This is a genomic window from Finegoldia sp. BIOML-A2, from assembly GCF_009678315.1.
GTDB classification, from domain to species: Bacteria; Bacillota; Clostridia; order Tissierellales; family Peptoniphilaceae; genus Finegoldia; species Finegoldia magna.
Genome location: NZ_WKZE01000006.1, coordinates 84,358 through 99,689, shown reverse-complemented (window position 1 = coordinate 99,689; position 15,332 = coordinate 84,358). Strand labels below are relative to the sequence as shown.

The window sequence follows — 15,332 nt, the reverse complement described above, 5'->3', positions numbered from 1 at the left end:
AAGAAGGATTAAGATTTGCCATCAGAGAAGGCGGAAGAACAGTAGGAGCTGGCGTTGTTTCTAAAATTATAGAATAAAAACCTTAATTAAGGTAGATAAATTAGACAAGCTGAGCATCCGTTTTTAATGGATGCTCTAATTTTTTAAAGGAGGATTTTATGAACGATTTAACAAAAATATTGTTTGACTATTTTAAGGATAACGATATAGACCCAAACAAAGTTGCAAATTTAATTGAAGATGCAAAGATTAATGTGCTTGATAAAATGTTCGGAGAAGAAGGAGAATGGGTGCTTAAAAAACTTGGCAGCGTTGAAAGCTTTGATAAGGAAAAAATCTTCCATTCAATAGCTCAAACATCCGATTCTGCTGAAGCAAAGATGAATACTTCTGATGTGAACATTATTGTTGAAGATGTGTTGAAGAAAATGAAATCTATCAAGAGAAATGTATATCCAACAAAAGAAATCAGAGGATATGTTGAGGAAGCATTAAAAGAAGAAGGCTACAAAAAAGTATTAGAAGCATACAAAAACAACTAATTTGAGGTGAAAATGAACACGAAATTATTGAAAAAAGTCTTGGCATCGACACTTGCGCTTTCCATGGTACTTCCAATTGGCGTTGTAAATGCTGACAAACAAAATACACAACAACAAGAAAAATCACAACAAGTTACAAGAATATCCGGCAAGGATAGAATCCAAACATCTGTAGAAATATCCAAATCAGCATACACTACATCAGAAAATGTAGTACTTGCAAGTGGATTCAACTTTGCAGATGCATTATCAGCAGGTCAACTTGCATCAGCACTCAATGCACCACTTTTATTATCATCACAAAATAAACTAGATTCACAAACAAAAAACGAAATCGAACGTTTGAAAGCAAAAAAAGTCTACGTTGTAGGTGGAGACAACGCAATCAGTAAAAGTGGAATTGACACAACATTAAAATCAAAAAACATAGATGTGACAAGACTTGAAGGAAAAGACAGATATGCTACATCACAAAAAGTCATGGAAAAAACAAAAGAAATCATCAACCCAGAATATTTGTTGATAGCAAGTGGCAAAAACTTCCCAGACGCACTAGCAGCGACATCCTTCTTTGTCAATCACAAATCAGTAATGGTTTTAAGTGATGGAGTAACTTATCCACAATCAAATCTACAAGAAATCGCAATCGGTGGAGTTAACCAACTACCACTAAAAGGCTTCACAGGAAAAAGAGTTTCCGGAAAAGACAGATACGAAACAGCACTAAAAATCGCAAAGCTTTCATTTGACAAGAACAATAACGCAATCCTTGCAAGTGGTCAAGTATTCGCAGATAGCTTGTCAGCAGTAAGCTTAACTAAAAAACACAACGCACCAATCATACTTACACAATCAGATAGCTTGACAGAAAACGCCAAGAGATATTTGAATGGCAAGAATGTGTTTATAGTTGGTGGTGAGAAAACTGTTGTGAACAAAATAATGACGAATATTACAACAGAAGAAAGAGCGAAGATAGCTTCATTTAACCTTGAAGAAGAAATAGAAAAAGTATTAGCAAAAAAGAAAAATAATGACAATATCAATTTGGAAAAAGAAATCGAAAGAATCTTAGCCAAAAACCAAGCTTATCAAAATTTGATTATCAAACAAGAAGTCGAAAAAGCTCTATCAGGAAAACAAATCGGTCAATCAGTCGACTTGGAAAAAGAAATTGAAAAAATATTGGATAAAAAGCAATCTAACCAAAATGTTGACTTGGAAAAAGAGATAAATAGAGTTATAACAAAAAGACGAGCTAAAGATGATATTGATTCAAGGGAAAGAACATTAGCTAATGCGAGGAAAAAATTAATACAATATAATGATGAATTAAAAAAATATAAGGAAAACCCAAATTATATAAAAAAACAAGAACTTAAGCTAAAAAAAATGCAAGAGGAAACTGAACAATATGAAAAGAGATATAAATCAGAGAAGGCTGATGCTATAAAGAAATTAGAAGAGACTAATAGAAATATTTCCTTATTAGATTACAGACTTAAGGAAGGTGCGTTCGCATTTTTCGAATGGGCAGGAGAAGAATATCCAGAACAAAAGAAAAATGCTGACGAAGCATTAGCAATACTTAACGAATATTATAAAAAAGGTGATGTTAAGAAAACATCTGGAGATGCTACAAGCTATGAGAATTTGTTGGCTAGTTTTGATTTATATAAACAGCTTAACAAGGTTAAAGGAGATTTTTATTATTACGATGTTGATACAAATTTTACCATTATGGCAAAAGCAATGGTAAGCTGTAACAGAAATGTTTATTCTTCAAATAAAAATACATTTAGCATTACTGAAGATTTATATTCGGGAGAGAAAAATCCTATAGAATATTGGTATAATGATGGAAAAGCAGTACTGGATGAATTAAAAAAAATAGAGGGAAAGTATTATAACTATCCAGAATATATCGCGAAAGATCTAGCTAGAAAAGAATATAAAAGGATACATGGAAAAGAATCTGTTATTGGTATTCTTGTAGAACTTTTATATAGCGATGATAATTTTATAGCTATTGCAAGAAATACATCAAAAAATAGCTCCTATAATACATTCTGTCTTAATGCAGAAAGTGATGAAGTAAGTGAAAAACCGAAATCGAAACATGATTGGAATTTTGATAAATACAAGAGAATAACAGATGAATATAGTTTGTTAGAAGATAAAGAAGGGGCAGAAAATTGGATTAAGAGGGTTGAGTCAGACAAAAAAGAAAGAGAAAAAGAGATGGAAGACTTAAAGAACCATGAAGACTATGAAACTCATAGGATAAGAGAATTAATTAAAATAACCGAAGAAGATATAGCCAGATGGGAAAAAAGCCTCAAAAAAGATAAAGCTGCTTACGAAAAACTAAAATAACACAAAGGGTGCAGAAGAATCTGCACTCTTTTTTATTGAACGATTTTATCAAAAAATCTCAGAATGGGTATAATAGTATTGAAGGTAAAATAATGGGAGAATTTCTATTGTTTTATTAGAAATATTATAACAAAGAATTTATGGAGGAGAAAAATGTTAAAAAATCAATTGAAGAAGTTGACTGTGGCGGCATTAGTTGCGGCTATGATTGTGCCAGCAGGTGTATCAAATGCTGCGGCACAAAAAGTTACAAGAATATCCGGCAAGGATAGAATCACAACATCTGTAGAAATATCCAAATCAGCATACACTACATCAGAAAATGTCGTACTTGCAAGTGGATTCAATTTTGCAGATGCATTATCAGCAGGTCAACTTGCATCAGCACTTAACGCACCACTTTTATTATCATCACAAAATAAACTAGATTCACAAACAAAAAATGAAATCAAACGTTTGAAAGCAAAAAAAGTCTACGTTGTAGGTGGAGATAACGCAATCAGCAAAACTGGAATTGACACAACATTAAAATCAAAAAAGATTGACGTAACAAGACTTGAAGGACAGGACAGATATTCTACATCTCAAAAAGTAATGGAAAAAACGAAAGAAATCATCAACCCAGAATATTTGTTGATAGCAAGTGGCAAAAACTTCCCAGATGCACTAGCAGCGACATCCTTCTTTGTCAATCACAAATCAGTAATGGTATTAAGTGACGGAGTAACTTATCCACAATCAAACCTACAAGAAATCGCAATCGGTGGGAAAAATCAACTACCACTAAAAGGCTTCAAAGGAAAAAGAGTTTCCGGAAAAGACAGATACGAAACAGCACTAGAAATCGCAAAGCTTTCATTCGACAAAAACAACAACGCAATCCTTGCAAGTGGACAAGTTTTTGCAGATAGCTTGTCAGCAGTAAGTTTAACCAAAAAACACAACGCACCAATCATTCTTACACAATCAAATAGCTTGACAGAAAATGCTAAGAAATATTTGAATGGCAAGAATGTGTTCATAGTTGGTGGGGAAAAAACTGTTGTGAAGGATATTTTGACTAGGAAAAAACCTATTGCAAAGAAAGAAGATAAGAATTTGCACACAAAAACTGGTGAATATTGTTCAACACTAATACAGAAAAAGCTATCAAAATCAAAATCGAGAGAGTATAACCAAGCTTACGATGTTAAAATTAAGGGTGATTACCTGATAGTTTCTGGACATATGAAATACTGTAAAGACATTAATTCTTTTTCTGACGGTAAACCTTTAGGTCACAGCGTAAATCATTCTTTCAAAATAACTAATAAAACAAAATTTAAAGTGCACAGTGGAATGGCTCCTACAGCTTATTACAAAGCAAGTGATTTTATTAATTACTACCACAAAGTTAGTAATGTAGGATTGTCACTATCGATTACTGTTGAAAATGGCGTGGCAACTGAGGTTCTGATAGCTTCGTAAATATTAAACACAAGGGTGTAGATTGTTCTGCACTCTTTTTTATTTAACGATTTTATCTAAAAACATCAAATAGTGTATAATGAGATTAAATATAGGAGGAGTTTATGAACAAAACGAAGAACAAAAGCTTGTGGACACTTATCATTGGCGTGGTGTGTCTTGTGGTTAGTTTTATATTGAAGGATTTTCAGTTCGATTTCTTAGGGAATCTGAGACCTATTGGATTAGTGACGGTATATATTTGCCCGATTTTAGGAATAATTGGAATTGTTTTTTCTTTGATTGAAAAAAGTGTAGTGAGGGCTATTTTGAATTTTTTGTTAGTATTAGCATTTCCAATAGTTATGTTCGTGGGAAATATGCTAATTAGGTAGTATTTGATAATAAAATTTTTTATAAATTTATTAGTTATTATGGTATCATAGTAGTATATTAAATTAATGGAGGAGAAAATGTTTATTAAAAATTTGAAAAAACTTACACTAGCCGCATTGGTTATTTCTTTTATGATTCCAGCTGGTGTGTCTAGCGCGAATGTTGAAAATGTGTCGAGAATTGCAGGAGAAGATAGGATTGCAACTTCTATTGAAATCTCAAAAGAAATGTTCAGTGAATCGGACAATGTTGTACTTGCTAGTGGGTTTAACTTTGCTGATGCTTTATCAGCTGGTCAACTTGCTGCGGCGTTAAATGCGCCACTTATTTTGTCAAAAGATCAATTGGACAGTAGAACTAGCGATGAAATTGCTAAGCTAAAACCAAAAAATATCTACATTGTTGGCGGAGAAACGGCGTTGAGTTCAAATATTGAAGAATCCGTAAAATCTGTTGTAAATGATATTAACATTGAAAGACTTAAGGGAAACGATAGATACGAAACTTCAGTGAAGGTTATGGAAAAAACCAAAGAGTTTGTCGATGCAGAATACTTATTGATAGCAAGCGGCAAAAACTTCCCTGACGCTCTTAGCGCTACTAGTTTCATGGCAGATCACAAGGCGTTGATGGTTCTTAGTGATGGTAATTCTTATCCGAAATCCGATTTACAAGAAATCGCAATTGGTGGAGTTAACCAACTTCCGTTGAACGGTTTTACTGGGGAAAGAATAGCAGGAAATGACAGATATCAAACAGCATTGGCTATAGCAAGACGTTCATTTGAAAATAATGAAAATGCTATATTGGCAAATTCAAAAGTTTTTGCAGATAGTTTGTCTGCGGTAAGCGTTGCGAAAAATTACAAGGCGCCTATTATTTTGACTGACAATGAAAATTTGACACAATTAACTAAGAGTTATCTAGAAAATATGAATTCTGTAACTATTATTGGTGGAGAAAAGTCTGTAGCTAGCAATATATTTTCTAATCCTACTGCTGAAGAAGTAAATGAGATGAAAAGACTTGAAAATGAAAGAAAAGCTAGGGAAGAACAAGCTAGAAAGCAAAGGGAATTAGAACTTAAAAAGCAAGAACAAGCCAAAAAAGAAGCTTCCAAACCAACCAAACCTAACTACATCTACCAAGATGGATATGGTCCTGTTGGAGAAGGAAGAATTAAAGGAAATATGAATTCGATGATTTATCATCTTCCTGGACAAAGAGACTACAACAAGATTAAACCAAGTCATATAAGATATTTTAGAACAGAAAAAGAAGCTCGTGCTGCTGGTTTCAGAAGAGCTTTAAGATAATATAGAATGCTTCGTCATAGACGGGGCATTTTTTATTGTGTAAGTTTTTTCAAAAGGGAGATAAATTATAATTATCAAATTATATGATTGCAGAATTTTGATGGAGTATGAGTCAATATGAGATTTCAAAAAATCTGAATAATATGTTATAATCAATGAAGAATATATATAGATATATGAACATAGAGGAGTATTTATGAGAGTTAATTATAATGGTTTATGGAAAATACTTATAGATAATAATATGAAAAAAACAGACTTACAAGAAATAGCTAATATTGCACCAGCAACAATAGCAAAAATGGGTAAAGGAGAATTTGTAAGTATGGAAACATTGTATAAGGTTTGCAAAGCATTTAATGTTGATTTTGGAGATATTGTATCAATTTGTTAAGTATTTTTGTTTCTATATGAGTCATAGTAAATATATTACTTAGGAGAGTTTATGAAAAATAATATAAAATTACTTATTGTTGAAGATAACGAAGAAATAATTGATTTAATTAAATTGTATAAACCAGATAATTTTTATATAAAAGAGGCTAAGGATGGTAAGGAAGGATTAAAAGAATTTTCAAAAGAAATATTTGATATCATAGTATTAGATTTAATGTTACCGATAGCAGATGGTTATGAAGTTTTAGAAAAAATACGAGAAAAAAGTAATATTCCAGTTATAATATTGTCTTCTAAAAACTTAGATTTTGAAATTATTTTAGGACTCGATAAAGGTGCTGACGATTATATTGTAAAACCATTTAATCCGATGGAGCTTTTTGCTCGAGTTAATGCTTTGTTAAGGAGACTAAGTTTTTCAGAAAAAGATAATAAAATAATTACTTGTGACAATTTAGAATTAAATAGGGACTCTTGTGAAGTTTTTAAAAATGGAAAAAAGATAGATTTAACGGGTCAAGAATTTAAATTACTCGAGTTTTTTATGATAAATAAAAATATAGTTTTCACGAAAAATATAATAATGGAAAGAGTTTGGGAAAATGACTATTATGATGAAAATGTTGTGTCAGTTTATATAAGTCGTATTCGAGAAAAAATAGGAAAAAATTCAGATGGAGAAAACTATATTGTAACAATTCGAGGATTGGGGTATAAATTCGATGATTAAGTTTAGAAGAGAAATTAAGTTTAATAGGTTTTTATTTTTAAACTTAATAATAATAGTGTCGATTGTATATGTATACTACATTATTTCTTCAATTACCTTGGATTCAATAGGAAGTAATATGTTTTCAAAAGTAGCAAATCAATATTCAGCAGACTATATTTTTGATAATAATAGAGTAGACAAAGAGAATCTTAATAGAATAATAGGTATAGATGGATGGATTTTTATTATTAACGAAGACTTAAGTTTAGATTATACCTCTAATGATGCAACTCCAAATAATTATAATTTTAAAGATATTATAAACTTAAACAAAGGTATTTATGAATACAATGGGAAAAAGTATTTTGGATCTGTTAAAAGTCTAGCCGATAATAAATACGGAGTTGTGGTAGTACCTTCTAAATATATTAAGAATCAAATTTTACTTACCCCTCAAAAACAAAATCTTAATCTTTTTATTTTATTTTTTGTAATAAGAATTTTGATTTTTATATTAGGAACTTTTATTGTATTATTTTTGTTTTCAAGATTACTATTCGATAGATTGCATAAACCATTAGAAGAATTAGAATGTGGATTTTCAAAACTAAAAGAAGAGAAATATTCTTTTATTGAAGATTCGAAAAATAGAATAAAAATCATTGAATTTTCTTATATTAGAGATACATTTAATTCAACGGTTGAATCTTTAAGAGAACTGAAAAATGAAAGGATAGAAAATAAAGCTAGAAGAATGCAATTATTTATAGACATAAGGCATGATTTAAAAACTCCTATAACAGTGATCAAGGGGTTTTCCGAAGCGCTTATTAGCAAGAAAATATCAGAAAATGACTTAAATAAATACTTAACAGCTATAAATAAAAATGCAATTATTATTGATTCATTATTAAATCAGATGTCAGAAATAATTGAGTATGAAGACTATAAGTATAAATTAAATCTTGAAATCATAGATGTTTGTGAATATATGAGACAATTAATTATAGATTTTCTACCCGTTTTTGAACAACATAATATAGAGATAGAAATAGAAATCCCAGAAGAACAATTATTTGTAGAAATTGATAAGAATATATTTAATAGAGCTATAAAAAATCTAATGCAGAATTTAGTGGATCATAATTCTGAGGGTATAAAAGCATACTTTGAAATAAAGTGTTGTAGTAATAAAATATTAGTGATAATTGGAGATACAGGATATAAAATAAACGAAAACATAGCTCAAAGTATATTTGATCCATTTGTAACCGATGATAGTTCTAGAAACAGTGCGAATAAAAACAAAGGCTTAGGGTTAGCTATTACAAAGAAGATTGTCGATTTACATCATGGAAGAATATACTTAACTCAACAGAATTCAAAAAGTTATACTAAATACTTTACAATTGAGCTAACATCGTATAATTATAATTAAATAAAACGCTTAAAGACGAGAGCTAGTAACCATCTAGGATATGTCTCTTCCTTACTGAGGATTCAATAAAGGAGGGGCTTATCAGGTTGCTAGCTCTATATTTTTATTTAAGATATTTATGTTAGAGTAAAGCAGATTTAATTTTATGTAAGGTTGTTGTTATATAAGAGAAATAATTACCTGATATTATGTAAATATAAAAGACAAGGAGGTGAATTAAATGCTATTTAGAAGCAAAAAAGCTTTAGCACCAGGTTGTATTAGCGTTGGTCCTTTTGGTGTATGTATAAGCTATGGAAAGAATTGGTAAACATTATAACTAAGCAATTATTTAACATTGAATAATAATTGCAAAAAATTACTTAATGGTTGCTATATAGATAATAAATCGTTTCGATTATCAGGTATTAAATATTAAGGTACAAGGTTAATCTTCATTTATGATTTGAGACGTAGAGATCATAGAGTGATTTCTAACTTTATAGTTAATTCGTGATTATTGAGTTCGATTTATTATTTGTAGCAACCAGTTTAATTTATTTATGGGGGGAAATATGAATAAAAATATAAAAATATTTAATGTTAATGGAATTAATATTATTGGTAACTTCAATAATGGTGCGGTTATAGGGCTTGAAGAGGATGCACTAAATTACTTAGAAAAAGGTTCTCCATATAATAAAGATAAAGCATTAGAATTAGAAAGAGCATTAATAGAATTAGGTTATTATGATGAGGACTATTTTCGAGTGGACTCTGCTTACTTACATGTTAATGATAGATGCAATCTACATTGTATCGGATGTTATTCTTATGTCGAAAATAGGAATAACAAGAAGGAGTTGTCCTATGAAGAAATCTGCAATATTCTAAAAAAATTAAAGGAATCAGGGGTTAAAGGGATTGTAATATCTGGGGGAGAACCATTTTTAAGGGATGACATGGGCAAGATTTGTAGATATATAAAAGAAGAACTAAGAATAGAGAAACTGTGTACCATAACAAATGGAACTTTAGATATTGATAGGTATGCTTCAGCGATAGACTATATAGATGAGTTTAATATTTCTATTGATGGATATAATGAACAAGTTCAATATATTAGAGATAAGGGGATAATGCCTTTAGTTCTCTCAAATATAAAGAGAATAAAAGAATTAACACCAAATATTAATTTGATAGTAACTTTACATAAGAAAAACTATAAAGACATGGGGAAATACAATGAACTTGCAGAAGGATTAGGAGTAAGTTATTCTTTCAGTATTTTTACAAATGAATTTGGAGATGAAGTGTATAAAGATTATATTCTAGAGGATGATGATTTAATAAAAATAGAAAAGATACTTATGGATTTAAATGTAAATACTAAAATATCGGATACACCAATAGGGTCTTTTGGCATTAACTGTAGAAAAAGCTGTGAAGCTGGTAAGAAACTTATAAGCATAGATTCAAAAGGAGATATTTATCCATGTCATATGTTGCATTATAGCAGATTCAAATTGGGAAATGCTTTAGAGACAGAAGATATTAAAGAATTATTAAAAAGTCCAAACAATATGTTCTTAGGAATTGAAGTTAGCGAAATCAATAAATGTAAAGAGTGTGAGTACAAATATCTGTGTGGTGGTGGATGTAGAGGAAGAAGTTTTCTTAAGTATGATAGTTTGCAAGAAAAAGACGCATATTGTGCATTAAATTATAGATATTTTAAAAATATATTCGAAAATATAATTTAACTAGAGGGGTTAGGAATGTGTTTATTAAAGATAGATTCTCTTACTAAAAATTATGGGGATAAAAAAGGTTTATTTAATTTTTCAATGGAATTAAATAGTGGAGATATTGTTGGTCTAATTGGAGTTAATGGAGCGGGTAAGACTACTTTATTAAATATGATATCAGGAAATACACTACCAGATTCTGGAGAACTCTTTTATAAAGAGAATAAGATGGAAATAGACTCTTCATATAGAAAAAATTTTGGAATTTCAGTTAATCCAGGATTCTATGATTATATGAATACTTATGAGAATTTAAGTTCAATATTATTTCTAGGCGAAGAGAAAGATAAAAATGAAATAGACGAAAAGATAAGAAATGTTTTGAATGTAGTTGGTCTTAATAATGTAGAAGGGAAAAAGATAAAGGAATTTTCCTTCGGAATGAAACAAAGACTTGGTTTTGCACAAGCGATTTTGAATACAAAATCTATAATGCTTTTAGATGAGCCATTTGTTGGACTTGATATTAATGGAAGATCAATGGTTAAGGAATACATAAAAAAAATGGTTAAAAACAAAAATTTAGCTGTTATTTTTTCAGACCATAATTTAGATGAAGTTAAATCACTTTGCAATAGACTTATAGTAATAAGAGGAGGAGAAAAAATATATGATGGGGATTTAGACATTAAGAGTTCAGTATTGATTAAGGTTAAAAGTACAATTGATTTGGATGAAAACTATGTAGAGATTCTAGATGATTTTACTGTAAAAATATCAAACCAAAATTTAAATAAAAAACTTGAATATATAGCTAAATTGACTGAAATTACAAAAATAGAAAGAATAATAAATCCGTTAGAAAAAATGTTAGAGGTGAGAACAGATGCTAAAAATAATAAAATTTGAATTAATTAAACAGTTAAAAAGAAAAGAAAACTTTATTCTTCTTTTTATGTTTTTAATTCCACTACTTTATTCTATTGGTGTTTATAACAACTCAAGTGTTATAACTTACAATAGCAATGAAGCAGTGAATGGGTTAGCTTTTGCAAATAGTATGTATGTTTTCGTTTATATGGTGTTTGTGTTTTATTTGATTATAGCTATAAATAGTTCTAACATATTGAGAGGAGAGATAGACAACGGTAGTACTTCAATTATGTTAACAAGAATAAATAATAGAAAGAAGATTTATAATGCAAAACTATATGAACAAATTATTTATTGGGCGATAGTGACAATTCTGTTCATTCTATTTTCAATAATTTGCTACTATATTTTTGTTTCAAGATTAGATATATCTGATGGTAGACTAATAGGAACAAATTGGGCTAACGAGTTATTAGCAATTATCGCTATTTATTCATCATATATTTTCGTGATAAGCATGGTTCAAAGTATGAGTATGTATTTTAAATCTTATGTTTCCATAGGGATATTTATTGTAGTTTGGATAATATTGTTATATTTTAAAGAGTTTCCTGGTGTTAAAATCATTTCGCCAATATACTATCTTGAAAGTCTAATAGATTCTGGGAGATTTTTAGATTTTATTAAGTTTATGATTATAAACTGGGGTCTGGTTATTATTTTTTCATTTATCGGAAGTAGAAAATTCACAAGGAGTGACATATAAATGCTTGAAAAAATTAAAAAACTTGATTTAAGTCGTTTTATATTTTTGAGTATTTTACCACAAATTTTAGTGTTTGCAATTAGCTTAGTTTTTATAGCTTTAGATTTGCAGTTAGATAAGTATGGCGTTGTACAAACTTTTCTAATATTACCATTATCTTTTGTAATACTACCATACTTATTTTTGGTAAAATCAGGAGAAGAAATAAACTTGAAGAACATCGGAATTAGAAATTTTACTTCTAAAACAATATGTATTTTTTCTTTATTAATAATACTGATAACCGCTGTCATATATAGTTTAGGAAAATGGGATTACTCGATTATATTTTTTGCATTGCAAACATTAGTGGTATCAATATCTGAAGAATTATGGGCTAGGGGTATGCTTATTAATGAGTTAAAAAAAAGTAAGTTTTCTCAAATTATTTGTGTTTTAGTCTCAAGCCTAATATTTGCATTTATAACACATCAAAATCGACCTGTATATGAAAATCTAACTAATAGATTTCCTTTTGCCATTATTATGGGTCTAATATATTACAGGACTCAAAAAATTGAATTGCCAATTCTAATACATTTTGCGAACAATATGATAGGAGGTATTTAATGTCAAAGATTATTAGGAAAAATCTGATTGGATCTTTATTTGTAAATGTTACAATGATAATTGCTCTATCACTGTTAAAAGAAAAGTTAGAAGTAATAAGTTTTATGCTTATTGTGATAAGTCCGGTTTTACTTAGTGTTATAATGTGTTATTTTCTAAATAAGGGCTATAACATTAATCAAAAAGATAAGGCTAAGATAAATGTACTCTATTTTTCTATGAACTTTATATTTTATGTATTCCTTTTTATAATATTACGAGATGGCACAATAATTAATGACATAGTATTAAAAGCACAAACATTACAAACAGAATATATAACAGTTTCGAAAAATTCAAACTTTTCACTGTCATTTGTTATATTTCTTGTATTATCATATGTTGGTCATAAATTAGTGCTTGATAGAATTAGAGAAAAGTAACTATGAAATTATATAAAGGTAAAGGAAAAATAATAATTCTGATTATATTCCAGATTATTTATTCCTTATTAAATTCTGGATTTGCTATCTCAATAAAAAATATTACAGATTCAATAACGATAGGAAATTATGATGTATTTAAACATAATATTATTAAAACAACTACTTTAGTTGTGCTGTTAATATTTGTATTGTTGATATCTATAGTGCTAAAAAATAGTATTTCATCAGGATATATGAAGACGATTAGATTTAACGCATTAAAATATTTTTACAATACTGATACTATAGAGGTTAAAGAAGATGATAAATCTGAATTTTTTAGTTTTTTAACAAATCAATTAGACATATTAGAAGAATCATACATTAAAATAAGATTAGAAATCATTAGTGACTTAATATTGCTGGTAATTTCTACAATAACGATAATCTATTTTAATGTATTATTTTTACCCCTTGTATTAATAATAGGACTAGTTTTATGTATTGCGCCAATGATCTTAAAAAAATGGATAAATACAGAAAGTGAATATAGAATTAAAAACTATGAAAAATACATGTCTATTAGCAAAAATTATATAGATTTGTTTTATTTAATAAAATCTTTTAATATCATGGATAAAATATTGACTAATTTTAAATTTGTAGTTGATAATTCTACGGAATCAAAAAAACGTTTAGAAAGTAAGATAGGCATAGCTAATGGAGTTATATCATTCTTGAATTTAATTGTAACATTAATTATATATATACTAGGAGGGTATTTAGTTTTTGAAAAAACTATAAGTATTGGGATGTTGATAGCAGTAGCTCAACTTATGGCGAATGTAACTTTTCCCTTAACTAATATTATTTCGGCAATAAATGAAATAAATTCATCTAAGCCTATTATAGAGCGTTATAACGCTTTGTTGAATAATGGTAATAATGCAAAATCAAATACAAAAAAAGATATATTTCCAATAAAACTACAAAATATATCATTTTCTAGCGAAGATAAAAACATATTAGATAAAGTGAATTTAAAGATAGATAGGGGTAAAAATTATTTGCTTTTAGGAACTAATGGATCAGGAAAAAGTACATTAGCTAAGATTATATCTGGAATTATAGATAACTATGAAGGAGAAATAATTAGTGGAGACAGTTACCATTTGTCAGAAATAATATATATATCTAAAGATAATCAGATATTTGATGATACAGTTAAAAATAATTTAGGATTATATGGGCATTTTAAAATTGATGAGTCATACATAAAACTATTTAATTTAAAAGATGACTTTTTAAAGAAAAATGCTAATGATTTATCGGATGGTGAAAAACAAAAATTGATATATCTCAGAAGTTTAAAAGCAAATAAACAATTAATGATATATGATGAACCTGATTCATCCTTGGATGAACAATCAAGAAAATGTATCATAAATGATATATTAGATAATGGATTGACAAATATAGTGATATCACATCATCCATTTAGAATTATAGATAAATTTGATGAAATTTGGTCTGTAGAAAATGGCAGTATAAGGATATACAATAGTAGCTCTGAATATCTGAATAAACAAAGTAATCTATAAATATATCGGTGATAATTGACTTCCGTTAATTGGAAGTCTTTTTTCTTTGCAAACTAATCTCATTTGGGTATATATATGTAAGGAAGTGATTAAATGAGAATTTTGTATGCGATTAAAAATATGGAAATTTGTATCAACAGTGTTGGTGCGAGGATCGAACAGTTTAAAATAGACGATGTAAATATGATTGATGATTTGAAAATCTGTATTCCAAATTATGGTGTGGACAAGACTTTTCGTTATCCGACTGATGGGCTTTTCGTAGACGAAGAATACGATGTTGTGAGCAAGTCTGAGGATATGTGCGTTCTAAGATGTGTCAGTGAGGGAATTGAAAGTTTTGTTGTGTATCAATTCACAAATGACAGTGTGAGTGTTAATGTGAATGTGATTAACAATTCCGACCACACAATTAAGATGAATCCAGCAGTTGTGATTGATTGGAAAAATAATTTGGAAAGTCAAAATATTGTAAGTGAGATTTCTGGATACAAATTAGAATCTGCAAGTGATTTTGTGGACGGAAATTGTTCTTATTATGTGTCTAATTTGAACAGGGATTCAGTTGGTTCAAAGTTTGCTTTGAAAAGCGGTCAGAAATGTTCTATTTCTGCTAAGATTAGGATAGTTTCGTGATTTATGAGAGTTGCAGCTCATAAATTTCTTCAAGATTTATGATATAATAATATGATAACGGAGGTGGGATTATTAATACGATTGATTATAAATC

14 protein-coding genes and 2 pseudogenes are annotated in these 15,332 nt (G+C 28.9%); all 16 read left to right on the top strand.

Features of this window, described 5'->3' with window-relative positions; genetic code table 11:
• Positions 1 to 77, top strand: a pseudogene (locus tag GKF99_RS06445) (elongation factor Tu); the annotation flags it as partial.
• 81 nt (positions 78 to 158) lie between these two features.
• Complete coding sequence (locus GKF99_RS06440; protein ID WP_154272926.1) at positions 159 to 542, top strand: ATP cone domain-containing protein; 384 nt, start codon at positions 159 to 161, stop codon at positions 540 to 542.
• Positions 543 to 554: 12 nt separating this feature from the next.
• Positions 555 to 1,490, top strand: a pseudogene (locus GKF99_RS08850) (cell wall-binding repeat-containing protein); the annotation flags it as partial.
• A gap of 1,581 nt (positions 1,491 to 3,071) precedes the next feature.
• The gene (locus tag GKF99_RS06430) at positions 3,072 to 4,385 is read left to right on the top strand and encodes a cell wall-binding repeat-containing protein (protein ID WP_154272924.1); all 1,314 of its coding nucleotides are present in this window, start codon (positions 3,072 to 3,074) and stop codon (positions 4,383 to 4,385) included.
• Between the two features lie 104 nt (positions 4,386 to 4,489).
• Entirely contained in the window at positions 4,490 to 4,759 is a 270-nt protein-coding gene (locus GKF99_RS06425; protein ID WP_094207937.1) for a hypothetical protein, read from the top strand.
• A 78-nt stretch (positions 4,760 to 4,837) separates the two neighbouring features.
• Positions 4,838 to 6,076, top strand: coding sequence for a cell wall-binding repeat-containing protein (locus tag GKF99_RS06420; protein ID WP_154254951.1), 1,239 nt, complete (start codon positions 4,838 to 4,840; stop codon positions 6,074 to 6,076).
• A gap of 196 nt (positions 6,077 to 6,272) precedes the next feature.
• Complete coding sequence (locus GKF99_RS06415; RefSeq protein ID WP_094207939.1) at positions 6,273 to 6,470, top strand: helix-turn-helix transcriptional regulator; 198 nt, start codon at positions 6,273 to 6,275, stop codon at positions 6,468 to 6,470.
• 51 nt (positions 6,471 to 6,521) lie between these two features.
• Entirely contained in the window at positions 6,522 to 7,202 is a 681-nt protein-coding gene (locus tag GKF99_RS06410; RefSeq protein WP_094207940.1) for a response regulator transcription factor, read from the top strand.
• Positions 7,203 to 7,320: 118 nt separating this feature from the next.
• Positions 7,321 to 8,622 carry a HAMP domain-containing sensor histidine kinase gene (locus tag GKF99_RS06405; RefSeq protein WP_158521242.1) on the top strand — a complete coding sequence of 434 codons (1,302 nt, stop codon included), beginning with the start codon at positions 7,321 to 7,323 and terminating at the stop codon, positions 8,620 to 8,622.
• Between the two features lie 554 nt (positions 8,623 to 9,176).
• The gene (locus GKF99_RS06400) at positions 9,177 to 10,364 is read left to right on the top strand and encodes a radical SAM protein (RefSeq protein WP_172976424.1); all 1,188 of its coding nucleotides are present in this window, start codon (positions 9,177 to 9,179) and stop codon (positions 10,362 to 10,364) included.
• A 15-nt stretch (positions 10,365 to 10,379) separates the two neighbouring features.
• A complete protein-coding gene (locus GKF99_RS06395; protein ID WP_094207943.1) occupies positions 10,380 to 11,258 on the top strand; it encodes an ABC transporter ATP-binding protein in 879 nt (292 codons plus the stop codon).
• Positions 11,236 to 11,988 (top strand): hypothetical protein, encoded by a 753-nt coding sequence (locus GKF99_RS06390; protein WP_094207944.1) that lies wholly within the window; start codon positions 11,236 to 11,238, stop codon positions 11,986 to 11,988. Before GKF99_RS06395 ends, GKF99_RS06390 begins: the two co-directional genes overlap by 23 nt.
• Entirely contained in the window at positions 11,989 to 12,597 is a 609-nt protein-coding gene (locus tag GKF99_RS06385) for a type II CAAX endopeptidase family protein (protein WP_094207945.1), read from the top strand. It abuts the gene before it with no gap.
• Positions 12,597 to 13,019, top strand: coding sequence for a hypothetical protein (locus GKF99_RS06380; RefSeq protein WP_094207946.1), 423 nt, complete (start codon positions 12,597 to 12,599; stop codon positions 13,017 to 13,019). The genes GKF99_RS06385 and GKF99_RS06380 overlap by 1 nt, the downstream gene beginning before the upstream one ends.
• A gap of 2 nt (positions 13,020 to 13,021) precedes the next feature.
• Positions 13,022 to 14,602 carry an ABC transporter ATP-binding protein gene (locus tag GKF99_RS06375; RefSeq protein ID WP_094207947.1) on the top strand — a complete coding sequence of 527 codons (1,581 nt, stop codon included), beginning with the start codon at positions 13,022 to 13,024 and terminating at the stop codon, positions 14,600 to 14,602.
• Positions 14,603 to 14,695: 93 nt separating this feature from the next.
• A complete protein-coding gene (locus GKF99_RS06370) occupies positions 14,696 to 15,238 on the top strand; it encodes a hypothetical protein (protein ID WP_154272923.1) in 543 nt (180 codons plus the stop codon).
• Positions 15,239 to 15,332 lie beyond the last annotated feature (94 nt).